The sequence below is a fragment of the Armatimonadota bacterium genome (assembly GCA_017993055.1).
Taxonomy (GTDB): Bacteria; Armatimonadota; UBA5829; order DTJY01; family DTJY01; genus JAGONM01.
In genome coordinates this window covers 1-23,886 of the sequence record JAGONM010000048.1, presented here as the reverse complement: position 1 = coordinate 23,886, position 23,886 = coordinate 1, and the positions used below count along the sequence as shown (strand labels likewise).

Genomic DNA, 23,886 nt, shown 5'->3' with positions numbered 1-23,886 from the left:
GGCGCTATGGTCGCCCGCGTGGGTTCCGACGTCAAACCGATCGTCGTTGAGGCGTAACCCTCCATTCGGTTCATATACTCTACGTCTGTGCCGCAAAACACGCCGCAGACTCACCTCGCGCCCCCGGCTTGAGGCGCACCCGTGCTTGCCCACCTTGTCACCCTCCTGCGCGGGCTCTGGTTCGGTGAGGCTTGGGGCAAGCACATGACCGAGGTTGGCGTCCTCGCGGGTGTGCTCGTTATTGGCATCATCATCTCGGCCAAAACCTTCCGCTGGAAGTGAAAAACATAGGCCGGCCCGCGAGTGCGGACCGGCCTTCTGCTATCCTGGGTGCTCGGCGAACTGCTTAGTACATGTCCTCGCCGTAGCCGCCGCCCGGAGGTCCCGCCGGAGCAGCCGGCTTCTTCTCAGGCTTCTCGGCCACCAGCGCCTCGGTCGTGAGGATCATCGAGGCGATGCTCGCCGCGTTCTCCAGAGCCGAACGCGTGACCTTCACGGGGTCCACGATCCCGGCTTTGGCCAGGTCAACGTACTCTTCGGTGAGAGCGTCCAGGCCCTTGCCCTTCTTGAGTCCCTTGACCTTCTCGACGACCACGGAACCCTCAAGGCCCGCATTGGCCGCTATCTGGCGAAGCGGCTCCTCGAGCGCGCGCCGTACGATCGCCACGCCGACCTTCTCATCGTCCGACTCGCCGACACCTTCCAGCGCGGGAATGATGTGCACCAGAGTCGCGCCGCCGCCGGGGACAATGCCTTCCTCTACGGCCGCGCGGGTCGCGGAGAGGGCATCCTCGAAGCGGTGCTTCTTCTCTTTGAGCTCGGTCTCGGTTGCCGCGCCGACCTTGATGACCGCAACGCCGCCCGCGAGCTTCGCCAGGCGCTCCTGGAGCTTCTCCTTGTCGTAAGACGAGTCGGTGTTCTCGATCTGGCGGCGGATCATGTCGATCCGGCCCTTGACCGCCTCCGCGCTCCCTGCACCCTCGACTATGGTAGTCTCTTCCTTCGAGACTATGACCTTCTTGGCCTGACCCATCATGGAGAGGTCAACGTTCTCCAGCTTGACCCCCAGGTCCTCCGAGATGAACGTTCCGTTTGTCAGGATCGCGATGTCTTCCATCATGGCCTTGCGCCTGTCGCCAAATCCCGGCGCCTTCACCGCGACGGCCTGGAGAGTGCCGCGAATCTTATTGACCACCAGGGTAGCCAGCGCATCGCCGTCAACGTCCTCGGCGATGATGACGAAAGGTCTGCGCGAACCCGCGATCTTCTCCAGAACGGGGATCAAGTCCGCGGCGGCGCTGATTTTCTTCTCGTGAATGAAGATGATGGGATCCTCGAGGATCGCCTCCATCCGCTCGGCGTCGGTTACCATGTATGGCGAGATGTAGCCCTTGTCGAACTGCATTCCCTCGACCACCTCCAGGGTGGTGCCGGTGCCCTTCGACTCCTCGACTGTGATGACGCCGTCCTTGCCGACCTTCTCCATTGCATCGGAGATCAGGTCTCCTATCTCCTTGTCGTTACCCGCGATCGCCGCAACGCTCGCGACGGATTCCTTGTCGGTGACCGGGGTGCTGAGCTTCTTGATCTCCTCGACGGCCCTGTCAACCGCAAGGTCAATACCCTTCTTGACGATCATCGGGTTTCCACCTGCGGTCACGTAGCGAAGGCCCTCGTTCACGATAGACTGCGCGAGCACGGTGGCCGTCGTCGTGCCGTCACCGGCCACATCATTGGTCTTGGATGCTACTTCGCGCACGAGCTGAGCGCCCATGTTCTCATAGGCATCCTCCAGTTCGATTTCCTTCGCTACGGTAACGCCGTCCTTGGTGATGGTGGGGGCGCCCCACTTCTTGTCGAGCACTACGTTGCGTCCCTTGGGACCAAGGGTCACCTTGACGGCGTTCGCTACTGCGTTGGCGCCGCGTTCGAGCGCGCGACGTGCTTCTTCATCGTATGCGATGATCTTTGCAGGCATAAGCCAAACCTCCTATGTTTTGAGATTGCTGAATCAGGCGCGGATAGCGTAGATCGAGTCCTCGTCGAGGATGATGTATTCCTTGCCCTCCACGGTTACCTCGGTGCCCCCGTACTTGGAGTAGATTACGGTATCGCCTTTCTTTACGGTCATGGTCCTGCGCTCGCCATTCTCGAGAACCTTGCCGGGACCTACTGCGATGACGGTACCCTCCTGGGGCTTCTCCTTCGCGGTGTCGGGCAGAATGATGCCTCCGGAGGTCTTCTCCTCCTCGGCCTTTGCCTCGACGATGACCTTGTCACCGATCGGCTTGAGCATTTAACGTGTCACCTCCTTGTTTGATGGTTCAGGATAAAGAGTGCTGGCACTCACACGTCGAGAGTGCTAAGTCCGAGAACATAATATACCCGGATCGTCCCGCGTTGTCAAGGGGGTTCCCGCGCGATTTTTTCGCATCTGGTATAATCCTCCTGCCGCATCCGCCGGTGCGAGCCGAGGATTCTCATGAAGACCATACTCAGATTTCTAGTCGCCGCTGCAATACTTCACGCCTGCGCAGCCGTGACCGCTTCACCCGATGATGCGGCCGCGCTCCTCCAGGGCGCCCCGTCATCATCGGAATACCCAAATGCCGGCTATGTCAATCTCATTGACGAATGCTGGCACACTGTCCGCCACGACGGAAGCTGGGCAACCCGCACGAGAATGACGCAGAGGATCTTCAACGAGCGGGGCCGCTCGGCGGCCAACGTGCATCTGGCCTTCAACTCGGCGTTCGAGAAGATACGGATCATCCGCGCGCGAACGATCAGGAAAGACGGTGCCGTCGTCCTGGTCAAGCCGGCCGACATCCAGGAGGTCGCCCCGTACTCGGGCTACGCACTGTACTCTTCGATCAGGGCCAAGGTGCTGATCATGCCTGCGGTCGAGGACGACTGCATAATAGACTACGAGTGGGAAATCAGCGGAAAGAGCACGATTATGCCGCCGCACTTCTGGAGCCGATGGTATTTTCAGTCGTCCGAGCCGACTGTTCTCTCGCGGTTTACGCTCATCACACCCGCAGATACGGGTTTCGGCAGTCAGGCCTACAACACGGAGATCAAGCCTCTCGCGACGACCTCGAAGGACGGCAGGACGAAGACCTACGTTTGGGAAGGCCGCGACTTCGGCGAGATCGAGCCTGAGCCGAACATGCCGCCTGCAAGCGAGGTATGCCCTTGGTTCGAGGTCTCGTCGGTCACGGCCTGGGACGATGTTGCCGCCTGGTACTGGAGACTCGTGGAGCCGAGAATGACGCCGTCGCCGGAGATCGAACAGAAGGTCGCCGATCTTGTGGAGGGCCGAAAGACCGACGAAGAGAAAGCGAGGGCGATATACTACTGGATCGAGGACAATGTCCGCTACGTGGCTCTGGCATTCGGTGCGTCCGCTTACGAACCCCACAGTGCCGCCGATGTTTTCGCAAACAAGTACGGCGACTGCAAGGATCAGGCGACGCTTCTGGTGACGATGCTGCGCCACGCCGGTATCAACGCATACCCGGTCCTGCTGTCAGTCTCATATAGAGGCTCGATGGACCGGAGACTGCCCTCGCCCGGCCAGTTCGACCATGCCATCGCGCTGGCGGAGATCGGAGGGAAGCGGTACTGGCTCGATTCGACCGCTGAGGTCTGTCCGTTCGGCGATCTTCCGGAGGCTGATCGGGGCCGCGATGTTCTCGTCGTTCGCGACGGGAAGGGCGAGTTCGTACAGACGCCGACCTACGACGTGTTGACGAACTCCGTCGCACAGCGCGTTACGATCAGCCTTGACGCGAGGGGCGGGATATCGGCCTCGGCCACTATTACCACATCGGGTGCCTCCGACCTGGCTACCCGGGCGATGTATAAGTATCTGAAGCCGAGCAGGGTCAAGGAGACTTTCGAGGCGATGGTGGCTGGTATCTCCCCGAATGCCCGGATCGGAGAGTGCTCGGTCTCCGACTATTCGGACAGGGACTCTCGGATGACGATCGGCTACAGTCTGCGGGCCGAAAATTGGGCGAATCGTACCGGCAAGTTCCTGCTGTTCAGACCCGGGCTCGACCAGGATCCGGCCGACCAGACCCTGTTCTCGAAGTCTTCTCGCAGGTACGACCTCTGGTTCACCGGCGCGCAGAGCAGTATCACCGAAACCATCATCAGTCTGCCTGAGGGATTCACCGTCGAGGAAATGCCGCAGGACCAATTGCTGACGTCCGACTTTGCGGGCTACGAGCGGAAGTGCTTACTGGAAGGCCTTACGCTTCGAGTGACCGAGAAGACCGTGCGTCAGTCTGCGATCGTGCCGGTCGCCCGCTACGCCGAGGTCCGCAAGTTCTACGAGGATATCATTCGGTCACAGAAACAGCTCATGATACTGAAGGAACTGTAGAAACGGCGGCCAGTTCGCGAGCAATCTACCCGACCACGCTCACCATCAAATCGTGCGCGCCGTCCGGGCGGGCCATCTCATAGTAGTAGAAGACCCTGCTGCCCATCTGCACCGCATCCACATACCTCAGCGCGCCTGAGGCGTGAGGCGAAACGATCGCCGGGCCGTGGGGCGTCACCCGCTCGAACGAGCGCAGGTCCGTGCTTACGGCCAGCCCGGTCCTCTCCTCGTAGTTTCCCTCGACATTCGGAGCCCCGTCGTAGAATGCGCTGAAGACCGGCGGAACGTAGACCGCAGAGGTGACTCTGCTCTCGTAGGCATCCCAGCCCGTCCCGACGTCGAGCGCGCATCCCTGCCATTCGAAATCGAGGCCGTCGTTGCTCGTGGCGAGACCGGTATACGATTTCACCAGTCCGGTGTTGTAGGCATCCGAAGTGCCGTGGAGTTTGTCCGCGCCGGCTGACGCGCCCTCAGGCGTGACCGCCGCGTACGAGATCAGCATATAGTGCTTCCTCCCGATCATGACGACATACGGGTCCTTCACGCCCTCCAGACCTACATCGCCCGACGTGAAGACCTTCTTCCGAGTGGCCGGGTCGAATGTGCTTGGGGCATCGGCTTCCATCACATCTATTCTCCATCGGCTGTCGACCGGGTCAACGTAGCTGACGTACAGCCGCCAGATCCCGTCCGGCGCCTTGAAGAGGCTCGCGCGCTCCATTGAACTCGTCTCGAATTGCTCTTTGGTCGCCGACCAGATGTCGTCGAAGCGTATGCCGTCATCGCTCTGCGCGATGCCGCACAGGAAGCCGCGGTCGGGCTCGACACCCCTCGGCTTGCGATACCGGAAGTAAAGATAGAACTTGTCGGATTCCTCGTCGTAGAGCGCACTGCACGCGCCTACCCAGTTCCCAGCGCCCGACCCCGGGGCTTCCCTGACCACGACGCCGTCAGATGGGTCGAACAGCGGTGCCGCCCCGAACCATTTCCTGCTCGATGCGCTTACGATCAGTCTGTCCATCTCATCACCTCAAGGCGATTATACCAGCGGTGCGCTAAGCCAACAAGTTCGAGTGCCGGCCCGCTTGTTGATGCTCCGGTCCGATTCTGATTTGACATGTCTTCCTGAACCCGGCTATAATACCCGCACGAACTTCAAAGCTCAGTGCCCTCGGGAGTTGCGACGACCGTATGCAGAAAGCGCAAGAAATCCTTGAGGCCGGCTCGACGAAGAGTCACGCCGAACCGATCCTCGCCTGGAAGGTGCATCTGCTCCGGGAGCAGCCGGGCAAGTTGCTTCCGATCATTCCCGTCGCCGTCCTCACTCTCTTCTTGTCTCGCGTCTTCTTTGGGAATCTGACCGTCGGTTTTGTCGCATTGGGTCTTGTCGCTGCTTCGCTCGCCGACTACCTCTTCCCCATCCGCTACGAACTCGATTCCGTCGGCGCGTCGGCGAGAACACTTACGTCGCTTACGCGGATCGAGTGGGGCAGGGTGAGGAAATGCTACCTGGACGACCGGGGCATCAAGCTGAGTCCGTTGTCGAGGCAGACCCGGCTCGAGGCGTACCGGGGCGTCTACCTGAGATTCGGCCGGCAGCGCGACGAGATCATTCGCGCGGTAAAGGAGTTGCGCGATGCTGTTCAGACGCGTGGCAGCGACTGAGCCGGAGGAGTACGACGAAGATGAGCTCTCGCCCGAGGATCGGGACAAGCTGATCGTTGAGCTTGCCGGCAAAATCGTGGGCAGACGGATGGAGACCCCGGCGGTCATGTTCCTCGAGATGCACAAGCCGGTGGCGTTTCTCGCAAGCCAGTCAATACTCGTGGCAAGCCCGTTCCTGGTGCCGCTTTTCGGAGCGGAAGGGGTTCACAGGTTCTCCCGCCTTCTTGCCTCGGCCGAAAACGTGGACCTGCTGATCGAGAAGATAGAGGAGTTGTCGGACAAGGAGTGAGGCTCATCAGTCCCATCTGTCCCATCCGTCCAATGGGACCGACGAGACGGACTGATCTGGGGGCGCTGTTTTGGATCACGCGAACCTGCCGGTAGCGATCATGGAGGCGGTCTTCTCCGCCTTGATCCTGTACAAGATATTCTCGGCCCGACGCGGTACGGACCTCTACATCCGCCGGATACCGGGGCTGAGCGCAATTGACGAGGCCGTCGGCCGCGCGACTGAGATGGGCCGTCCGATACTATTCACGCCGGGATGGACGGTGCTCTCGCTCTCGACGCTGCAGTCGCTCGCGATTCTGCGGCACATAATGGCCGTCGCGGTGAAATACCGGTCGAGAGTGATCGTACCGACCGCCGACTCCGTGGTCTATACGATTGCGGAAGAGGTGTGCAAGGACGCGTGCGCCGCGGCCGGACGGCCGGAGTTGCACAACCCGGAGGACATCCGGTTTCTATCGGACGACCAGTTCGCCTATGCGGCGGGGTGTGTCGGCATCATAACGAGGGAGAAGGTAGCGTCCAGTTTCATGTTCGGGGCGTTCCAGGCCGAGGCGCTGATTCTCTCAGAGACCGGCAATCAGGCGGGCGCGATGCAGGTCGCGGGCACCCCGGGGATCATACAGGTGCCGTTCTTCCTGACGTCGTGCGACTACACGATATTCGGCGATGAGTTCTACGCGGCCAGCGCGTATCTCAGCCGCGAGCCGACGCTCCTCGGAAGCCTGGTCGGACAGGACTACGCGAAGGCGGTCCTGATCGTGATGGTGATCGCGGGCATCTTCGTCGCATCGGCTCTCGGAGCCGATCACGCTTGGCTCAGAGTGCTGCGCCTTTAGCCCGACTGCTGCGCTCGGTAGTCCTGAGACGAAACATGGATCACGCAAACTTGCCGATAGCCGTTCTGGAAGCGCTTCTGGTCTTACTCATATTGTTCAAGATCTTCTCCGCGCGGAGGGGCAGGGTACTTCACATCCGGCGCATTCCCGGCCTGAGCGCGATTGACGAAGCGGTCGGCCGCGCCACCGAGATGGGCCGACCGATGATGTTCTCGCCCGGACTCGCCGTCCTCAGCCTGCCGACACTGCAGGCGCTCTCGATCCTGCGCTACGTGACGGCCATCGCCGCCAAGTACCGCACCCGCGTGATCGTGCCGACCGCCGACTCCGTGGTCTATACCATCGCGGAGGAGATCAGCAAGGACGCCTATAACAGCGAGGGTAAGCCGGAGCAGTTCAACAGCGAGGACATCCGATACCTTTCGGACGATCAGTTCGCCTACGCGTCGGGATGCGTCGGCATCCTGACCCGCGAGAACGTCGCGTCGAACTTCATGTTCGGCACGTTCTTTGCGGAGGCGCTGATCCTGGCAGAGACCGGCCATCATGTCGGCGCTATGCAGGTCGCCGGTACGCCTAGCATCACGCAGATACCGTTCTTCATCACGTCCTGCGACTACACGATCATCGGCGATGAGTTTTACGCCGCGAGTGCGTATCTAAGCCGCGAGCCGACGCTGCTCGGCAGTCTGGTTGGTCAGGACTATGCCAAGGCGGTGCTGATTCTCGTGGTGGTTGCGGGGATCATCGGTGCGTCGGTTCTGGGCGCGGGCCACTGGGCGCTCGACTTGTTGAGCGCCGGCTGCGCCGCGCGATAGCGAGAGGGTTTTTCGGAGGGATAGTTGTTTACACAGTGGGCAGTCAAACCGGGCGCTCCGCAATATCTGTGGGCGCTGGCCGTGCTCGGTGACTTCCTTGTCATCGGCGGGGCGCTGTTCTTCGTCCTGAGGCTCGTGCCGAGCCGGGCCAGGAAGACGGTGGTCGCCGCCGTCACCTTCCTGGCGGGCCTCATATACTCGGTCGAGTTCTTCGTTCCGCCCGATCCCAAGACCGGCGAGAACTTCCTGACGGTCTTCGCCCAGCAGAGGGTCGCCGACATCACGCTGGTGCTTTCTTCGTTCGCCCTCGGACTCGGCATCTTCAGCCTGCTCAGGTTTCACGGCCGCAATCTGACACGAAGGCGCGCCGGATGGCACAACAGCCTCGCGCTCTACGCCGCATTCGCCGCGATGCTGGGAGCTGGTTTCTGGCAGATGTTCAGCAAGTCGCCCGCGGCGAAGAACACCTACGACATGCTGTTCAGCGGCACCGTCGCCGCGCCGGGCGCGACGATGTTCTCCATTATCGCCTTCTATATCGTCTCGGCCGCCTATCGCGCGTTTCGGATCAGGTCCGCCGAGGCCACGCTGATGCTCGCGGCGGCGTTCGTCGTCATGCTCGGCGTCGTCCCTATCGGGCAGTACCTCACGAGCGGGCTGCCGGAAACGGGGTTCTGGAGCAACCTCCGCATGGAGAACGTGACCTACTGGATACTCAAGGAGCCGAATATGGCCGCTTGGCGGGCGATATCGTTCGGCGTGGAGATCGGCGCGCTGGCGATGGCCTTGCGCACTCTGCTCAGTCTGGAGCGGGGCAGTTTCTTCGAGAGGGAGCTGTAACATGGCTGTAGGTGACGGCTCGACGGGCGACAGAATCCTCGGGATGTTCGAGAAGCTCCAGCACATTGACCGGCGGTACATGTACGCACTCCTGGCAATCTTGGTGGCGGTACCGCTGATCTGGGGGTTCGACCAGCCGATGACGATCACCCCCGCGGTCCGCGGCGTCTACGATACCGTCGAGAAGATGCCGCCCGACACGATTGCGATCATTGATATCCTCTGGGATTCCGGCACGATCGCCGAGAGCCGCCCGCAAACCGAGGCCCTGATACGACACCTGATGATGCGAAACAAGAAGTTTGCCATCGTCGCCTTCATGCCCCAGGGCAGCAAGTTCGCCTACGACTCCGCGAAGAAGATCGGCGCCGAGTTCGGCAAGGAGTACGGCAAGGACTGGATCCACTGGGGATATCGTCCGGGCGGGGCCATGATACCCTTCATTATGGGCATCGGCAGGGACATACCCGGCACCGTCAAGTCGGACATTGACGGTAATCCCGTCGAGTCGTTCGCGATCATGAAGGGAATCAGGAGCGTAAAGGACGGCGACGTCGGCATGATCGCAGAAGTGACTCCCTCAGGCACTCTCGACTACTGGATCGCCTACATCTACGGCTCGTACCGAACGCCGATCGTCTACTGCCCGACCGCCGTGATGGCGCCCGAAGGCTTCAATCCGCTCGACGCCGGGCAGATCAAGGGCATGCTCACCGGGATGAAGGGCGCGGCGGAATATGAGGCGATGCTCGGCCACAAGGACTTTGCCACGCGGGCCGCGGGATCGCTCTCTACCTCGCATCTGCTGATAATAGTGCTGATAATCGTCGGCAACATCGGGTTCATGAGTTCGCGCAGGCGGCGGAGAGAGGAATAGCGCGAGGAGGACATGCACACACTTACCTCATGGCTGTCGAACACGAGTCTGACCCAGACCATCGCGCTCTGGCTCGCGGTCGGGGCGACGCTCGGGATATACTCCATCCTCTACAAGGAGAACCCGGTCTACCGCCTCGTGGAGCACATTTACATCGGCGCGGCGGCGGGATATTACACATACATCGCGTGGTCGCAGACGCTTAAGCCGCTCTGGTGGGACCGCATCACGGCCGGTGAGTGGTACTGGGTCTTCGCGCTGGTCGGCGGGGCGATGTTCTACTTCATCTACAGCAAGCGGCACGTCTGGATCAGCCGGATCATCTTCGGAGCGCTGCTGGGACTCGTTTCCGGCGCGGTCTTCAAGGGGTTCGCGGGGCTGAACGTGGACCGTATCGAGGCGTCGTTCAAGCCGCTGTGGGGCGTTCCGTGGCCGACGATGGTCAGCAACATCCTGGCGATGGTGATCCTGCTGACCGTGATGTCCTACTTCTTCTTCTCTTTCGAGCACAGGACTTGCGCCCACCGAGCCCCGGCGACTCTCGGGCGGTGGTTCCTCATGTTCGCCTTCGGGGCGATGTTCGGCTCGACGGTAATGGCGCGCATGTCGCTCCTCATCGGCCGGGTCTACTTCCTCCTGCACGACTGGATGCATGTGGCGAGGTAAGGTTCAGAGCTCGATCCCGTACTCCTGCGCCACCGCCGTCATCTGCTCGATCATGTCGTGGATGAAGCTCACTGGCTTGTCCGTGAACGCCTCGTCGGGCCGTTTGCCGTCGTTGATGCATGCCTCCCACTTCTGGAGCGCCTGCGCCGCCTGGTCCAGCCCGCTGACGTACATGCGGAAGTGGTTGCCCGCGGCGTTCCGGTCGCTCACTGATCCATCCGGTTTCGTGAGGCCTCTCAGTTCCCATAGCGCCTTGAGCGAGCGGATGTACCCCTGGACGACGAGGCTCTCCTGTATCCACTCCTCATCACCCATCTGCCGCGCGATCCGGACAGCCTTCTCCGCCGCCTCCACATCGAGGTTCAACTGCTCCTCCGTTCCGATCCCGCCAAATGGAGTGCGGTATGCGTCCCACAGCACGTATCCGAGATGGGGCAGGGTACCCTCCCTGAGTTGCCGGGCGACCGGCGGGCTGACGGTTCTCTGCTGGCCTCCCGGCCAGTCTGAGGCGTAGACGTCCCACGCGACCGGCCCGAGCGTTTCCGACCACTCCGCGAACCTCTCAGGGTGCTTGATTCCGTGCCTGACCGCGTACGAGAGCGCAAACTCGCGGGAGGTGCGCCCCCTAGCGTTCCACGACCACTCTGCGGCGGCCTCGAGGTTGAAGGCGGCGTACCTAAGCCTCGGCACGATGTATCCCATCAAGCCGGAGAGGCCCTTGTCAGAGAACTCGTTCATTCGCGCGCGCACGAAGTCCGCCCCCGTGAACGGCTGGGTGAAGTGGACGTATGGGACAAGGCTCGGGCAGACGCCGATCCAGCGTCCCTTCCGGGCGGTCTCCGCGATGTACGGGCGGATCATCTGATCGTCTCCGGCTGTGTAGGTGAGCAGGCTGTGGTAGTACCAGACCTTCACACCTTCCGGCAGTTCGGCGAAGATCCTCTCGTTGCTACTCTCCGTCTCCTCGCTGGTCAGAATGATGATCTTCAGCTCGGGGATCGTTTCTCGGGCTCTCCTCCACGCGGCGAACACGGTCCGCGCCTCCAGGACGTTCCGGTCTGTCTTCGCGCACTCCTCGCACCGGCACCCGCCCTGCTGGTGAAGGTTCTCGGCGAGCCAGACGTCCACCTCGGGATACAGCCTGCCGAGGTCAATGAGCCATCCCGCGATGATGTCCACGATCTCCGGCTGTGAGTAGCAGATCGCTCCCACCTGGCCCCCCTGCGCCTTCAAGTTCGGGTACGCCTGGAAGACACCCTTGTTGCCGACCTGCTCCAGGTGCAGTATTGAGGATATCGGCATGATGCCGTATCCCGGCCCGATCTCTACCATCGGTTCGCGCCCGGACTTCAGCTTCGCCCACGGCCTGCCGCTCTCGTCAACGCCGACGGCGGCGATCTGCTCGGCGAGATTCATCTTCACCCGGGCAACCCATGCGAGGTTCTCCGGCTCGGCGTTGTCCGCGCCCCAGAGGCCTCGGTACTCCAGGTCCGGCCAGTCCGTCACATTTGCGATCGGGATGACGATCTCGTCGCCCTTGCTGTACGCCTTGATGAGTTGCTGGAGCGTCTTCGACGCGTAGTACAGTCCTCGTGAGTCGAGCGCGACGAGCTTGAGGCCCTTGTTGTTCTCACCGGCGATGATGCGGTATGCCTGCTCGGAGTTCCTCAACCTGCGGAGCGGTTCGGCATCCGGTCCGCCGATCTGCGGGGCGATGGTGAAACTCCACGGCCCGACAAAGCGCACGTCCTCATAGTGCCCGATGCTCTCCATCAGTTCCCGCACGGCGCGCGTCCCGAGCATGTCGAGGCCGCTTCGCGGCACGACCCTGATGGCTCCTCTCGACCGCACGGCTCTCCCCGTGATCTCGACGGACTTCGGCAATGGGCTGACGTGCAGTATCCACGTCTTCGACTCGTCGGCCGACCATGGCTTGATCATGGTCGGCTTTGCCAGAGCGGCGAATCCCATGCAGAGAAGAAGCATTGAGAGTATATGTCGAAACATGATCGGTGCCTCCTGAGTGTCTTCACGTTCCGGTTTCTATGCACGGAGCATCATGTCCTTCCGTGATCGGTTGCGTACCACCGGTGATGCGCGGCTTGCCCTCAGCCAGTCTTTGCGCTAGAATGTCCTTGGAGACGATATGCTGGAACTCAGTCTGATTCTCAGGGCCGCAATCGCGCTGTTCATCATCATAGACCCCATCGGCCTGATCCCCGTGTTCATGGCCGTCACTCACGACGCCACCTCAGGAGAACGTCGCTCGATCATCACCCAGGCGATACTCGTCGCCTTCTGCCTGTCGCTCATCTTTGCGTTCGCCGGGACCGGCGTTCTCTCACTGTTCGACATCACGATCAGCGACTTCAAGATCGCCGGCGGCATACTGCTCCTCGTCATCGCCCTTCGGATCATCAACGAGGCGCACTACGGAGTCAACGCCGGTGGGCGCCCCGGAGTCGTGCCGCTGGCCGTCCCGCTTCTCACCGGTCCGGGCGCGATCACCACGATCATCGTCCTCATCGGTACCAGCGGTCTCTGGGCGACGGTATCCGCTCTCGTGCTCGTCTTTCTTGTCACGTACATCGTCTTCCGCTACGTGGACTACCTCTACCTGATCCTCGGTAAGACCGGCTCGGACGTCTTTGCGAAGATCATGGGCATCCTGCTCGCCGCGATCGCAATTCAGTTCGTGCGCGAAGGCATCCAGGATATCTGCCGGTTCTGAACTCCTCGTCTCCCGTGTTTCCAGCATCCGATCGACAAGCAAGAAGCCGCCGTGACTGCAAGCGTGTTTCAGCTAAGCCCTCAAAGGGTATAGGTATACCGATTTGTGGTTTCGCCGGCCCGATTCGTGCACATTGCATGGATTCTCGGGAACCTGCGGTCGCGAAGAAAGCCATGAACGAGTGCGGTCTCTGCCTGCGTCCACTGCCCGCACGACTCGGAATCGGGATATGCGGAAGATCGGTATCGTCACTTCGAGTATTGAGCGCGACTGGATCAGCCGCGAGCTCTTGCGTGCGTCGGACGATCTGGCGCTCGGAGTCGTCGTTGATCCGAGGCGGTTCGGTCTGAGCATAGATGGGCTGGGCGAGGTTACTCTTGGCGGGAATCCGGCGGGCGAATGCGATGCCTATATCGTTCGAAGCCTGGACAGGCGGGGCGAGGTTGACCATCAGTACGAGGTTCTCGAACTGCTGCAGATGACCGGCGCGCTGGTCGTGAACTCGCCTCAGGCGCTTTCGATCGCGGAGAGCAAAGCGCTGACGACGTTTCTGCTCGCCCGGGCTGGGATACCTGTGCCGCGGACCGTCGTGACTCAGGATCCCGCCGAGGCGGGGAGGATCGCCGCCGATTGGGGCGCGTGCGTGCTGAAGCCGCTCTACGGATCGTTCGGCGACGGGATCGAGCTTGTGGCGCCCGGTTGCGAATCGGCGATTGTAGAGCGGTATGTCAGGCGCCGCGGTGCGGCATGCGTTCAGGAGTACGTTCCGAACGACGGGCGGGATATCCGCGCGTTCGTCGTAGGCAGCGATGTTGTCGCGGCAGTCTATCGCGTCGCGACTGACGGCGAGTGGAAGACGAACGTGCATCGAGGCGCCAAGTGTGAGGAGTGCGCTCTGACGCCGGAGATGCGCAGAATCTGCCTCGAATCGGCGAGTATAGTCGGGCTCGACTATACCGGTGTGGACATCATTGAAGGACCGAGCGGACCGATCGTCATTGAGTTGAATGGTTCGCCTTCGTGGCACGGCTTGGCGGAGGCGACCGGCCGCGATGTAGCGGCTGACATCGTGCGGCATGTTCTCCGAATGCTTGATAGAGGTTTGTCGGCTGGCCGTCCACTCATGTCGCCGGCTGCGTGATCGGCCTCGAAGGAGGCGCTCGCTGACCTGATAGTCTTCTCAGGGATCGGCGATGTTTGGCCGTTCCAGCAATTGGTTATAACGCCAATGTGCAGGCTAGCTGCGGTCCACCCCACGGACGGCAGCGGCAGGTGCACTGTGCGTATTTCGGCCCAATCCGCGTTTGGGCTTTATTCGTCGGGAGGTGATATCTATGGGCAAGGGAGAGAAAGGAGCGATGACTGTAAGTGAGGCAGGGCGAAAAGGCGGCGAGACCACAAGCGAGAAGTACGGTCACGAGTTTTATGAAGAGATTGGACACAAGGGCGGGCAGAAGGTCAAACGCCTGATCGAAGAGGGCAAGAAAGCCTTGAGAACCGGGACCGGGAAGAAGCCGGGCAGATAGCGCCCCACACGGACGACTTTCCGATTCATCACATTGACGGCCTCGGAAGAGATGCCCTGTGGGCATGATCGCCGTGGCACACTACGATTACTGGAAGCAGAAGAAAGGAGGTACTCCTCATGCCCCGCGAAAAGAAGGGTCAGATGACGGTGAGTGAAGCAGGCAAGCGAGGTGGCGAGACCACGAGCGAGCGATACGGCCACAATTTCTACGAAGAGATCGGCAAAAAAGGCGGCAAGTCTACCAGCAAGCGTTACGGCCCGGAGTTCTATGAGGAGATTGGTGCCAAGGGTGGCCAGACAACCAGTTCGAAGTACGGCCACGAGTTCTACGAGGAGATCGGCCACAAGGGCGGTCAGAAGGTCAAGGAACTCATAGAAAAGGGCAAGGCGAGCGGAAAGTAGCATTCCCACCCGCTCCATGGACAGCGTAACGGCATCCCGAGTATTCGGGATGCCGTTTCAGTCTGTGCCCTGGCCGGCGATGCTTGTATCGGATAGCTAGGAGTTCGTCGCAAGCGCCTGCAGCTTCTTCACCATGCGGAACCTGAAGCCCGTACGCATCCTGCTGACCTGCATGCCGTCCATCAGGTGTCTGATCAGGCGCAGCCCCCGACCTCGTTCCAGCATCGGGTCGCTCTGGCGCTCGAGTCCGTCATCCGGCTGGAATCCCTCGCCCTCGTCCTCTACGTCAATCACCAGTTTGTCGGATCCCAGGCGGCAGGTTACTACCACAATACTGTCGTCATTCCGCGGGCAGCCGTGCATGATCGCGTTGGTGATCGCTTCGGATACGGAGACCTCGACATCGGAAATGATGCTGTCGGGGAGATCGTGACTGCAGGCTACGCAGTGTATTCCATGGCGAACCATGGACACATAGTGCGGCTGCCCCGGAATCCTGAACTGAAATACCTCTCTGCTTGTGCAGCCTGACAACTTCTGGCTCCCATCGCCTGTACGGCTTCCTTGACGTTCACTACTGTAGATACCCAGCACCGGGCTGAGTGAAACGAACGATGAGGCAATCCTTTAGGCGTGGGCGCGTTCTCCTGATCAGGCGCGTCGAATGCGATCCGCGTTATCACGTACCTGTGCGATGTGTTCCTCCGTCACCGCCCGCTCGAAGCTGCGAAAGCCGGCGAGTCGGAACCCATGCTTATCCGCGAGCGCGGATATCTCACGCACCTGCTCTACGCTGACCTCCTTGCCGAGAGTGAAGTTCTCGTATCGACCCTCGAGCGCAAGTATCATCGTTTCGGACATGCAGGCATAGGCCGTCTTTGGCGGGAACCCGAAGTTGAAGCCGAACTCGACGTCGCCCGGCACCGCCACGACTCCGCCCTCGATGACCAGCACGTCGTCTCGCTCCTTCACCACGCGCCAGGAAACGTCTCTCGGGCGTGCGACGTCACAGACTACCGCTCCCGACTTGATGTCCGCGGGATGTATGATCGCATCCACCGCGCTCGTGACCGTGATCACGATGTCGGCGTCTTTGATGCCGAGGTTCACCTCGGTATAGACCTTCGGCGTCTTGTCGGTTTCCTCCGTGATCTCGGTGGCGACCTTGTTGACCGGTTCCAGTCCCCTGTCAACGAGCGCCATCTCGGCCACCTGCGGTGCGAGTATCCGTGCGCATGTCCGACCGATGGATCCCGCTGCGCCCACGACGGCGGCCTTCGCCGCGGCCGGGTCTATGCCCATCATACCCGCCGCCTTGATCGCTCCCTGAAGGGCGGTCGCTACGGTGTAGCTGTTCCCCGTCGTCACCGCGATTTCCAGGTTCTGCGCTATCGTGATGCCGCCGTCTCCGGCCACCGAGGTGAAGGCGCCCAGACCAACGATCTTCGCTCCGTGTTCCTGCGCCAAGCGTGCCGTTGCGATGATGCGCTCGTATGCAAACTCCGGCGGCAGCGTGACCAACTGCCTCGACGTGAGTGGGCAGCCGACGAACCATCCCTCCGCTTCCGTGCCCGTAGAGGACTTCACCCCGGTGATGTGGGAAATCTGCATCGGGCTCTTGTACTTCAGCGCCGACTCGACCAGGCTCTCGGGCAGAAACCTGACAAACGGGTACTTCCGGGCGATGTCCGCCTTGGCCTGAACAGGATGCATCACGAAACCGAACTTTTCCAATGTGTCTTCCTTGCGAGACGGCAGATGGTGGAAACAGGCCCCCCGTCCGGAGCCCGGGGGCTCAAGTCCCGCTGGTACCTAGTTCACCGAGCGCGGTCTCCATTTCCTGCACGGTCGAGCACTGAGTGAGCCTGCGCCTGAGCGCGCTTGCTCCTGGCACGCCCCTCACGTACCAACCGATCATCCCGCGCATCTCGCGAGTGCCGGTGTCTTCGCCGAGCAGTCCGACTACGCCGCGCAGGTGTTCGATCGCGCACGCGACTCGCTCCTGCCGGGTCGGTTCGGGCAGGAGTTGACCCGTTCGCATGTAGTGATCGACCCGCCTGAAGATCCACGGGTCGCCCAGGCATGCGCGGCCGATCATCACGCCGTCGCACCCCGTCTCGTCGAGCATTCGAACTGCATCCGGCGGTGACTTCGCATCCCCGTTGCCGATCACCGGTATTCGAACCGCCGCCTTGACCTTTCGGATGATCTCCCAGTCCGCGTCTCCTGAATACCCCTGGGCCGCCGTGCGCCCGTGGACTGCCACCGCCGCGAGTCCAGCGTCCTCCGCGACTCGGGCAAGCTCGATTGCCGTCACGGTGGACGAGTCGGGTCCCTTGCGTGTCTTAACGGTGACCGGCACCTTCACTACGCGCACCACCGCCTCCATGATCTTCCGAGCGAGGGGAACGTCGCGCATCAGAGCCGCGCCCGCTCCCGATCTGGTCACCTTTGAGACAGGGCACCCGAAGTTCATGTCTATGACATCCGCGCCGGCATCCGCCACGATCCCGGCGGCCTCGGCCATGATCTCCGGGTCGTCGCCGAATATCTGCGCCGCTACTGGCCGTTCCTCGGGAGTCCAATCGAGCATCCGACTGGTCTTGGAGTTGCGGAAGTGGAGCGCGTAGCTGCTGATCATCTCGGTGTAGACTATTCCCGCGCCGAGCCTTCGGCAAATGATGCGGAAGGCATGATTCGTCACGCCGGCCATCGGCGCGAGCGCGGTCGGCGGGTCTACTGTGAGAGTGCCTATACGGAGCGGTTCGCGGTTGTTCTGCACAATCTGGCTACATCGAGTGGGTTGGACGTGACTCAGTCGCACCGCGGTTCTCGCTAAAGGGAGATGCGGTGCATTCGAGCGCAACTCCGACTCAGGGTACGAGCAGGAGACCGTCCCTCAACTCTTGCCGTTACCCGTCACCCTCGCGAAGAGCAACCTTAGCCCTTCCAGGGTGAGCATCGGATTCACGGTCTCGATGGTCTGACTCTCGCTTGAGATCAACTCGGCCAGGCCGCCCGTCGCGACCACCTTCGGCTGGCCTCCCAGTTCCTGCTTGAATCGCCTGACCATCGCGTCTACCTGTCCGGCGAATCCGAAGACCGCCGACTGCATGCTCGTCTGTGTCGTCGTTCCGATCGCCGACGGCGGGCGAATGAGGTCAATCCTCGGAAGCCGGGCGGCCGACCGGAAGAGTGCCTCCATCGAGATCCCGATGCCGGGGGCGATCGCGCCTCCCAGGTACGCGCCGGACTCCGAGATGGCATCGTAGGTCGTTGCGGTCCCGAAGTCCACTACTACTGTAGGGCCGCCGTAGAGCGCGAAAGCCGCAACCGCGTTCACGATCCGATCCGCGCCGACATCGGACTTCGGCTCGTATCGAATCTCTATTCCAAGGTCATCCGTGGGGCTTACGACGAAGGGCTCTACCTCGAGGTACTTGCGGCAAGCCTCTACCACATCAGCCATCGTCGGGGGCACTACGTCTGAGATGGCGACACCGTCCACGTCCTGAAATCGCAGGCCGGAGTACTCGAACAGCTCGCGGATCAGCATGCCGTACTCATCCGTCGTGCGCCCGAGTTGCGTGCGTATGCGCCAGTCGGCGGCGAGTTGGTCGCCCCGATAGACGCCGGCGGTGATGTTTGTGTTTCCCACGTCAATCGCGAGCAGCATACGCCAATCCTATCACAGGCTCATGCGCACGGTCAATCGCGCGGTTAGGGTCACTGTATGTGCGTCAGTTCCTTGACCATGAAGGGGATCAGTAGTGCCAGGTTGTGCGCCTCCGCCCGGATGGAGGGCAGCAGTCTGTGTGTGATGAGCTCCATTCGCGACTCGATCTGCCGCCTCGGGATCCATCGGGGTACGTCTCTCGTATACTCCAGGTAGGGTTGACCGTAGCGCTGGGCGAGGTATCTCTCCTCATGGTGGACTGTCAGGGAGTAAGCCGCCGCGCAGACGACAAGAGCGATGGGCACGAGCCAGAGCAGCTCCGATGTGACTACGAGTCCGATGCATATGAGCGTATTGCCGATATAGATCGGATTGCGCACCAGTGCGTAGGGCCCGGTGCGAGTCAGTGTCGTCTGCTTCCGGAGTAGGAATCCGAGATGCTGCTGCGCCCAGATGCGGATGAACCATCCAAGCCCGAATGTCATGCCCGCTGCGGTCCAGACCAGGATGTCGTTCTCACATTCGTGCCACCTGACGAAAACGGCAAGCAGTACCGGCAAGCCCGCTACAACGTTGCGAAACCTGTACGCCAGTCTCTGAGTAGACGCGGAGAGATCGCTGTCGGCCGTGCTGAGACCGCGATTTCGCATGGTAGATGCATTTCCCCTTCCGTGTATTCTCTGGGCACGGCCAACTGAATGCTGCACTGCCGCTTACGGATTGGTATACGGTGGCGCGAGGCATAGTGTTTCGAGCGGGTGAAGGGTCCGCCCCGACATCTCGGCGCGGGCCTTCAATCGTCCGTTTCCGGCGCTGCCCTCCACGGTCTCACATTATACCGCCGCCGGCTCGATCTTCTCAATCTTGGTGAAGATGACCTTACCGTCTTCGAGGTCAGCTCGGATCAGGTCGCCGTCGGCGAACCGACCGAGCAGGATCTGCTCGCTCAGCGGGTCCTCGATCACCCGCTGGACAGCTCTCCTGAGCGGCCTCGCGCCGAACGCCGGATCGAAGCCTTCCTTCGCCAGCACTTCCTTCACGTCGTCGCTCAACTCGAGGTCCATTCCCTGAGCCTTGAGTTGTTCGCGGACTCTGTTGACCATCAGGATGACGATTTCCAGAATCTGCTGGGCGGTGAGCGAGTGGAACACCATCACCTCGTCCACTCGGTTCAGGAACTCCGGCCGGAAGACCTTCTTCATCTCCTCGGTCACGCGGTTCTTCATGCCCTCGTAGGCTCGCGCGTCCTCGTCCACCTTCTTGGCGGACCGGAATCCTATGCCGTCGCCGCCGCTTATCTGCGCCGCGCCGATGTTCGAGGTCATGATGATGACTGTGTTCTTGAAGTCCACGACCCTGCCTTGCGCGTCGGTCAACCGTCCGTCCTCCATTACCTGCAGGAGGATGTTGAACACCTCGGGGTGCGCTTTCTCGATCTCGTCGAGCAGTACGACGGAGTAGGGCTGGCGGCGCACCGCCTCCGTGAGCTGTCCGCCCTCTTCGTACCCGACGTATCCTGGAGGCGCTCCGACGAGCCTCGACACCGCGAACCGCTCCATGTACTCGGACATATCAATGCGGATGAGGTTGTCTTCGTTGTTGAACAGGAAAGATGCCAGCGCCCGGGCGAGCTCCGTTTTGCCGACGCCGGTGGGGCCGAGGAAGACGAACGAACCCGACGGCCTCTTCGGATCCTTCAGGCCCGATCGCGCTCGGCGGATCGCCCGGGATACGGCCTCGATCGGCTCGTCCTGACCGATTATCCGCTCGTGCAGCGACTGCTCCATGTTGAGCAGTTTCGCGGTCTCCGCCTCCACCAGGCGTGACACCGGTATGCCTGTCCAACTGAATACTATGTGCGCGATCTCATCCTCGGTGACCACCGGTTCGGATTTGTCCTGTCCGTCGTGCCACTGCTGATCGAGGTCGCGAATCTTCTCGGTCAGGTATCTCTCCTGAGCCTGAAGTTCGATCGCGCGGTCGTACTGATAGGTGCTCGGCAGCGATTCGAGTTCCTGCGAGACGTCGCGCAACTCGGACTTCGCGGCGCGGATATCGGCGGGCGGGAGCGCGCGCTGGAGCCGCACCCTCGATGCCGCCTCGTCGATCAGGTCTATAGCCTTGTCGGGGAGGCATCTGTCCGTGATGTATCGGTCAGCCAGCTGTGCCGCGGCGATGAGCGCGTCGTCGCTTATCTTCACGCTGTGGTGCGCCTCGTACCTATCTCTCAGTCCCTTGAGTATGTCTATCGCTTCCTCGACTGAGGGTTCGCGGACCTGAACCGGCTGGAACCGGCGCTCGAGTGCCGCGTCGCGCTCAATGTACTTCCTGAACTCGTCCATCGTGGTCGCGCCGATGCACTGAAGTTCGCCCCGAGCGAGAGCCGGCTTCATGATGTTCGATGCGTCAATCGCGCCCTCGGCTGCTCCCGCTCCGACCAGTGTGTGCAACTCGTCAATAAACAGTATCACCTCGCCGCTCGCCTTGCGGACCTCGTCCATAACGCGCTTCATGCGTTCCTCGAACTCGCCGCGGTACTTCGTGCCTGCCACTACCCCTGCGAGGTCCAGCGCGACGATGCGCTTGTCTTTTAGCATCTCAGGGATGTCACCGGAGGTGATGCGCTGCGCCAGTCCCTCCGCGATGGCCGTCTTTCCGACTCCGGGCTCTCCTATGAGCACGGGGTTGTTCTTGGTCCTTCGGCTCAGTATCTGGATGACGCGCTCGATCTCGGTGTGTCTGCCGACCACAGGGTCGAGCTTGTCCTGCCGGGCCATGTCGGTGAGGTCGCGGCCGAACTCGTCCAGTGTCGGCGTACGGGATCTGGTTCGTGCCGACTGCGTGGTAGTGTCGGTATCCTGAAGGCCGGTCACCTCGCGCCGCGTTCTCTCGAGGTCAACGCCCAGCTTCCCGAGAACTCGCGCAGCCAGGCCTTCTCCCTCTCGTATCAGACCGAGAAGCAGGTGCTCCGTGCCGATGTAGTTGTTGTTGAGCTGTCGGGCTTCGTCGTACGCCAGATCAATGACCCGCTTGGCGCGCGGCGTGAGCTGCATGTCCTGGCCGAGACGTCCTTCGCCTCGGGTGACTTGCCCTTCTACCTCGGATTTGATTCTGTTCAGGCTCACGCCCATCCGGTCGAGTATTCGGGCCGCCACGCAGTCGTTCTCGCGCACCAGGCCGAGAAGCAGGTGCTCCGTGGTTACGAAGTTCTCGCCGAGATTTCCCGCTTCTTCCTGGGCGAAGAAAATGACTCTGCGCGCTCGCTCGGTAAACCTCTGCCACATATCGCTATCCCTCCTCTGCGCTGGAATGGTTTCTTGCTGTCAAATGAGTATACCCTGCCTCTGGAGCACGGTGAACCCCTACATACTATGACGTCCGAAAGAGAGAATCGGTTCTCAGCTTTCCACTGGGAGCACCAACTGCGCGCCCTCTCTGTTCGACACGAGTCTCGCGCGTATCAGTTTCGCGCGCCGGATGTCCTCGTTGATGCTGCCCGTGTCTCTGTGCCGGGGCAAGTTTCCCAGCCGCATGGACACCAACATCTCGCAGAAGTCCGCGAGTCGAAAGCTAGTCGTCAGCCCGAGAGCCGACGCAAGGCGCAGGATGGACATGCACAGAATCGCTTCGCGGCCCGTTAGAGTTCGGGCGCCGAGGAGCTTGTCCTCCGCCTCCTGGACAGCAAGCCGAAACTCCTCGGCGTCGGCCAAAATGCGCCTCGCCTTTCGTTCCCTCTCTATGAGGTGATCGGCGGCCGCGCGCACGCGCGATGCTATCTCTCTCTCCGAGAATCCGATCGTTGTCTCGTTCGAAACCTGGTACACGTGTCCGATGGCATCGGTGCCTTCGCCGAAGAGTCCTCTAACCGACGTCTTCAGTTTGGCGGCGGCCGTGAGAATGTCCGTCGCCTCGCCCAGAAAGCCGAGCCCGGCGAGGTGCAGCAACACGGACAGCCTGAGCCCAGTGCCCACGTTGGCGACGGACGAGGTCAGGTATCCGTAATTATCGGCACGCGCGTACCTGATCTTCCCTGCCAGGAATGCATCGAACTCGCGGGCCATGTGCAGTGCCGTCATGGGCTGAAACCCCGGTAGAATGCACTGAATCCTCAGATGGTCCTCCTCGTTCACCATCAGGCTCAGCGTGCCCGGCTCGTTGACGACGACCAGTCGGTGATTGCCTCCGTTCACCTGCTCCCTGCTTGCGACGTGTGCGTCCACAAGGCTCTGGCGCTCGAGACTGCGCATATTCCCGGGATCGAGGACTCGCAGTCTGCCGAAACGTCCCTCTGATTCGCGGACGGCCTTCAAGACCATGGCCGCGGCGTGCTTTAGCTCGGCATCGCCGGCCCTGAGTGGAAAGGGAATGCCCTCTACGTTTCGCGCAAGACGTGCGCGAGTGGACAGTACCACGTCTTCCGCCGGGCCGGTGGAGCAGACCCAAGCGGGAAGCGTCATGTCGTTGGCCCGATATGCCTGTGTTCTCATGCCTGCTTGTTTTGAGAGGCGGATCCCTGCAGGTCTGCTACCAGTGTGTCCACCACATCAACGAACACCACATAGCAGATACTGCAGCCCACGGTGCCCGAATCGCGGACCTCGGCCTGAGTCATTCCACATCCGGGGCAAACCTTTGTTCGGTGCGTTTCGTCGTGCACGAGTGGACCTTCACTCGTTGCGTAGTGGAGCAGATCGGTGAGCAGTAGTCCCTTTTCGCCGAATCGAACGCGCTCGCGGTCGGCGGCACAGCGCCCACAGAGTCGGAACTCCTGTCGGAGACTCTCCCCGACCACCCTGCGGATCGAAAACTCCGCGGCCCGCGCGCGGCAGGACTCGCAGAGCGATGATGCCATCAGATCGGGACGCCCTCTGTGCTGGTCAGCCGGTGGAATGCTTCCGTCAGCCGCTCGGTGATGGGTCCGGGCCGCCCGTCACCGATCCTGCGTCCGTCGAGTTTCACCATGGGGATGACTTCGGCTGCCGTTCCTGTTAGGAAGCTCTCGTCGCACGTGTAGACATCGAAAAGTGTGAAGAGCCTCTCCTCCACGTCCAGATCCATCTCTCGGGCGAGGTGAATGACCGTGTTTCGCGTGATTCCCTCGAGTATTCCGGCGTAGGTCGGCGGAGTAGCGATGGCGCCGTCCTTGACTATGAAGATGTTGTC

General features: G+C 61.4%; 25 protein-coding genes. 13 read left to right on the top strand and 12 right to left on the bottom strand.

The features are described from left to right. Nucleotides 1-141 precede the first annotated feature (141 nt). The gene (locus tag KBC96_14090; protein MBP6965523.1) at nt 142-282 is read left to right on the top strand and encodes a hypothetical protein; all 141 of its coding nucleotides are present in this window, start codon (nt 142-144) and stop codon (nt 280-282) included. A gap of 64 nt (nt 283-346) precedes the next feature. Here the strand turns inward: KBC96_14090 and groL are convergent, their stop codons facing one another. Together groL and groES are read right to left on the bottom strand one after the other, a co-directional pair. Further along, nucleotides 347-1,978, bottom strand: coding sequence for a chaperonin GroEL (gene groL, locus KBC96_14085; GenBank protein ID MBP6965522.1), 1,632 nt, complete (start codon nt 1,976-1,978; stop codon nt 347-349). A gap of 33 nt (nt 1,979-2,011) precedes the next feature. Next, a complete protein-coding gene (gene groES / locus KBC96_14080) occupies nt 2,012-2,296 on the bottom strand; it encodes a co-chaperone GroES (protein ID MBP6965521.1) in 285 nt (94 codons plus the stop codon). A 186-nt stretch (nt 2,297-2,482) separates the two neighbouring features. Here groES and KBC96_14075 point away from each other — a divergent pair, with 186 nt between their 5' ends. Next, the gene (locus KBC96_14075) at nt 2,483-4,393 is read left to right on the top strand and encodes a DUF3857 domain-containing protein (protein ID MBP6965520.1); all 1,911 of its coding nucleotides are present in this window, start codon (nt 2,483-2,485) and stop codon (nt 4,391-4,393) included. 25 nt (nt 4,394-4,418) lie between these two features. On the opposite strand, the gene KBC96_14070 is transcribed toward KBC96_14075, so the two are convergent. After that, nucleotides 4,419-5,414 carry a hypothetical protein gene (locus tag KBC96_14070; protein MBP6965519.1) on the bottom strand — a complete coding sequence of 332 codons (996 nt, stop codon included), beginning with the start codon at nt 5,412-5,414 and terminating at the stop codon, nt 4,419-4,421. 170 nt (nt 5,415-5,584) lie between these two features. Here KBC96_14070 and KBC96_14065 point away from each other — a divergent pair, with 170 nt between their 5' ends. The 7 genes from KBC96_14065 to KBC96_14035 all read left to right on the top strand — a co-directional run bounded on the left by KBC96_14065 (nt 5,585) and on the right by KBC96_14035 (nt 10,386). Further along, entirely contained in the window at nt 5,585-6,058 is a 474-nt protein-coding gene (locus tag KBC96_14065) for a hypothetical protein (GenBank protein ID MBP6965518.1), read from the top strand. Next, nucleotides 6,030-6,347: a hypothetical protein gene (locus tag KBC96_14060; protein MBP6965517.1), complete on the top strand. Its 318-nt coding sequence runs from the start codon at nt 6,030-6,032 to the stop codon at nt 6,345-6,347. The genes KBC96_14065 and KBC96_14060 overlap by 29 nt, the downstream gene beginning before the upstream one ends. Nucleotides 6,348-6,417: 70 nt before the next feature. Next, nucleotides 6,418-7,185 (top strand): hypothetical protein, encoded by a 768-nt coding sequence (locus tag KBC96_14055; GenBank protein ID MBP6965516.1) that lies wholly within the window; start codon nt 6,418-6,420, stop codon nt 7,183-7,185. 35 nt (nt 7,186-7,220) lie between these two features. Continuing rightward, complete coding sequence (locus tag KBC96_14050) at nt 7,221-8,003, top strand: hypothetical protein (GenBank protein MBP6965515.1); 783 nt, start codon at nt 7,221-7,223, stop codon at nt 8,001-8,003. A gap of 24 nt (nt 8,004-8,027) precedes the next feature. Next, the gene (locus tag KBC96_14045; GenBank protein MBP6965514.1) at nt 8,028-8,843 is read left to right on the top strand and encodes a hypothetical protein; all 816 of its coding nucleotides are present in this window, start codon (nt 8,028-8,030) and stop codon (nt 8,841-8,843) included. 1 nt (nt 8,844) lies between these two features. After that, entirely contained in the window at nt 8,845-9,720 is an 876-nt protein-coding gene (locus KBC96_14040) for a hypothetical protein (GenBank protein MBP6965513.1), read from the top strand. A 12-nt stretch (nt 9,721-9,732) separates the two neighbouring features. After that, nucleotides 9,733-10,386 carry a hypothetical protein gene (locus KBC96_14035; GenBank protein ID MBP6965512.1) on the top strand — a complete coding sequence of 218 codons (654 nt, stop codon included), beginning with the start codon at nt 9,733-9,735 and terminating at the stop codon, nt 10,384-10,386. 3 nt (nt 10,387-10,389) lie between these two features. On the opposite strand, the gene KBC96_14030 is transcribed toward KBC96_14035, so the two are convergent. Further along, nucleotides 10,390-12,393, bottom strand: a complete 2,004-nt coding sequence (locus KBC96_14030) for a hypothetical protein (GenBank protein MBP6965511.1) — start codon at nt 12,391-12,393, stop codon at nt 10,390-10,392. Nucleotides 12,394-12,532: 139 nt separating this feature from the next. On the opposite strand from KBC96_14030, the gene KBC96_14025 reads away from it, so the two are divergent. The 4 genes from KBC96_14025 (at nt 12,533) to KBC96_14010 (ending at nt 15,047) form a co-directional block, all read left to right on the top strand. After that, nucleotides 12,533-13,117, top strand: coding sequence for a MarC family protein (locus tag KBC96_14025; GenBank protein MBP6965510.1), 585 nt, complete (start codon nt 12,533-12,535; stop codon nt 13,115-13,117). Nucleotides 13,118-13,346: 229 nt separating this feature from the next. Further along, entirely contained in the window at nt 13,347-14,258 is a 912-nt protein-coding gene (locus tag KBC96_14020) for a RimK family alpha-L-glutamate ligase (GenBank protein ID MBP6965509.1), read from the top strand. 193 nt (nt 14,259-14,451) lie between these two features. Continuing rightward, nucleotides 14,452-14,643 (top strand): Em GEA1 (EM1), encoded by a 192-nt coding sequence (locus KBC96_14015; GenBank protein MBP6965508.1) that lies wholly within the window; start codon nt 14,452-14,454, stop codon nt 14,641-14,643. Nucleotides 14,644-14,762: 119 nt separating this feature from the next. Then, nucleotides 14,763-15,047, top strand: a complete 285-nt coding sequence (locus KBC96_14010) for a general stress protein (protein MBP6965507.1) — start codon at nt 14,763-14,765, stop codon at nt 15,045-15,047. 96 nt (nt 15,048-15,143) lie between these two features. Here the strand turns inward: KBC96_14010 and KBC96_14005 are convergent, their stop codons facing one another. The 8 genes from KBC96_14005 to KBC96_13970 form a co-directional block, all read right to left on the bottom strand. Beyond that, on the bottom strand, nt 15,144-15,581 hold the full coding sequence (locus KBC96_14005; GenBank protein ID MBP6965506.1) for an ATP-binding protein: 438 nt from the start codon (nt 15,579-15,581) through the stop codon (nt 15,144-15,146). Between the two features lie 117 nt (nt 15,582-15,698). Next, the gene (locus tag KBC96_14000; protein MBP6965505.1) at nt 15,699-16,781 is read right to left on the bottom strand and encodes a shikimate dehydrogenase; all 1,083 of its coding nucleotides are present in this window, start codon (nt 16,779-16,781) and stop codon (nt 15,699-15,701) included. 61 nt (nt 16,782-16,842) lie between these two features. Next, the gene (gene dusB, locus KBC96_13995) at nt 16,843-17,760 is read right to left on the bottom strand and encodes a tRNA dihydrouridine synthase DusB (protein ID MBP6965504.1); all 918 of its coding nucleotides are present in this window, start codon (nt 17,758-17,760) and stop codon (nt 16,843-16,845) included. 186 nt (nt 17,761-17,946) lie between these two features. Continuing rightward, a complete protein-coding gene (locus KBC96_13990; GenBank protein MBP6965503.1) occupies nt 17,947-18,723 on the bottom strand; it encodes a type III pantothenate kinase in 777 nt (258 codons plus the stop codon). A 50-nt stretch (nt 18,724-18,773) separates the two neighbouring features. Continuing rightward, nucleotides 18,774-19,373: an isoprenylcysteine carboxylmethyltransferase family protein gene (locus tag KBC96_13985; GenBank protein MBP6965502.1), complete on the bottom strand. Its 600-nt coding sequence runs from the start codon at nt 19,371-19,373 to the stop codon at nt 18,774-18,776. Between the two features lie 183 nt (nt 19,374-19,556). Next, nucleotides 19,557-22,007 carry an ATP-dependent Clp protease ATP-binding subunit gene (locus KBC96_13980; protein ID MBP6965501.1) on the bottom strand — a complete coding sequence of 817 codons (2,451 nt, stop codon included), beginning with the start codon at nt 22,005-22,007 and terminating at the stop codon, nt 19,557-19,559. A gap of 114 nt (nt 22,008-22,121) precedes the next feature. Next, a complete protein-coding gene (locus KBC96_13975; GenBank protein MBP6965500.1) occupies nt 22,122-23,210 on the bottom strand; it encodes a hypothetical protein in 1,089 nt (362 codons plus the stop codon). A gap of 364 nt (nt 23,211-23,574) precedes the next feature. Continuing rightward, nucleotides 23,575-23,886 (bottom strand): aminotransferase class IV (locus tag KBC96_13970; protein MBP6965499.1); only part of this gene is annotated, 312 nt, incomplete at its 5' end.

What these genes read in the sequence shown, in the direction of transcription:
- groL (MBP6965522.1), bottom strand. Translation starts at nt 1,978, where the DNA reads ATGCCTGCAAAGATCATCGCATACGATGAAGAAGCACGTCGCGCGCTC.
- groES (MBP6965521.1), bottom strand. Translation starts at nt 2,296, where the DNA reads ATGCTCAAGCCGATCGGTGACAAGGTCATCGTCGAGGCAAAGGCCGAG.
- KBC96_14075 (MBP6965520.1), top strand. Translation starts at nt 2,483, where the DNA reads ATGAAGACCATACTCAGATTTCTAGTCGCCGCTGCAATACTTCACGCC.
- KBC96_14070 (MBP6965519.1), bottom strand. Translation starts at nt 5,414, where the DNA reads ATGGACAGACTGATCGTAAGCGCATCGAGCAGGAAATGGTTCGGGGCG.
- KBC96_14065 (MBP6965518.1), top strand. Translation starts at nt 5,585, where the DNA reads ATGCAGAAAGCGCAAGAAATCCTTGAGGCCGGCTCGACGAAGAGTCAC.
- KBC96_14060 (MBP6965517.1), top strand. Translation starts at nt 6,030, where the DNA reads ATGCTGTTCAGACGCGTGGCAGCGACTGAGCCGGAGGAGTACGACGAA.
- KBC96_14050 (MBP6965515.1), top strand. Translation starts at nt 7,221, where the DNA reads ATGGATCACGCAAACTTGCCGATAGCCGTTCTGGAAGCGCTTCTGGTC.
- KBC96_14040 (MBP6965513.1), top strand. Translation starts at nt 8,845, where the DNA reads ATGGCTGTAGGTGACGGCTCGACGGGCGACAGAATCCTCGGGATGTTC.
- KBC96_14035 (MBP6965512.1), top strand. Translation starts at nt 9,733, where the DNA reads ATGCACACACTTACCTCATGGCTGTCGAACACGAGTCTGACCCAGACC.
- KBC96_14030 (MBP6965511.1), bottom strand. Translation starts at nt 12,393, where the DNA reads ATGTTTCGACATATACTCTCAATGCTTCTTCTCTGCATGGGATTCGCC.
- KBC96_14025 (MBP6965510.1), top strand. Translation starts at nt 12,533, where the DNA reads ATGCTGGAACTCAGTCTGATTCTCAGGGCCGCAATCGCGCTGTTCATC.
- KBC96_14020 (MBP6965509.1), top strand. Translation starts at nt 13,347, where the DNA reads ATGCGGAAGATCGGTATCGTCACTTCGAGTATTGAGCGCGACTGGATC.
- KBC96_14015 (MBP6965508.1), top strand. Translation starts at nt 14,452, where the DNA reads ATGGGCAAGGGAGAGAAAGGAGCGATGACTGTAAGTGAGGCAGGGCGA.
- KBC96_14010 (MBP6965507.1), top strand. Translation starts at nt 14,763, where the DNA reads ATGCCCCGCGAAAAGAAGGGTCAGATGACGGTGAGTGAAGCAGGCAAG.
- dusB (MBP6965504.1), bottom strand. Translation starts at nt 17,760, where the DNA reads ATGGCCGGCGTGACGAATCATGCCTTCCGCATCATTTGCCGAAGGCTC.
- KBC96_13990 (MBP6965503.1), bottom strand. Translation starts at nt 18,723, where the DNA reads ATGCTGCTCGCGATTGACGTGGGAAACACAAACATCACCGCCGGCGTC.
- KBC96_13985 (MBP6965502.1), bottom strand. Translation starts at nt 19,373, where the DNA reads ATGCGAAATCGCGGTCTCAGCACGGCCGACAGCGATCTCTCCGCGTCT.
- KBC96_13980 (MBP6965501.1), bottom strand. Translation starts at nt 22,007, where the DNA reads ATGTGGCAGAGGTTTACCGAGCGAGCGCGCAGAGTCATTTTCTTCGCC.
- KBC96_13975 (MBP6965500.1), bottom strand. Translation starts at nt 23,210, where the DNA reads ATGAGAACACAGGCATATCGGGCCAACGACATGACGCTTCCCGCTTGG.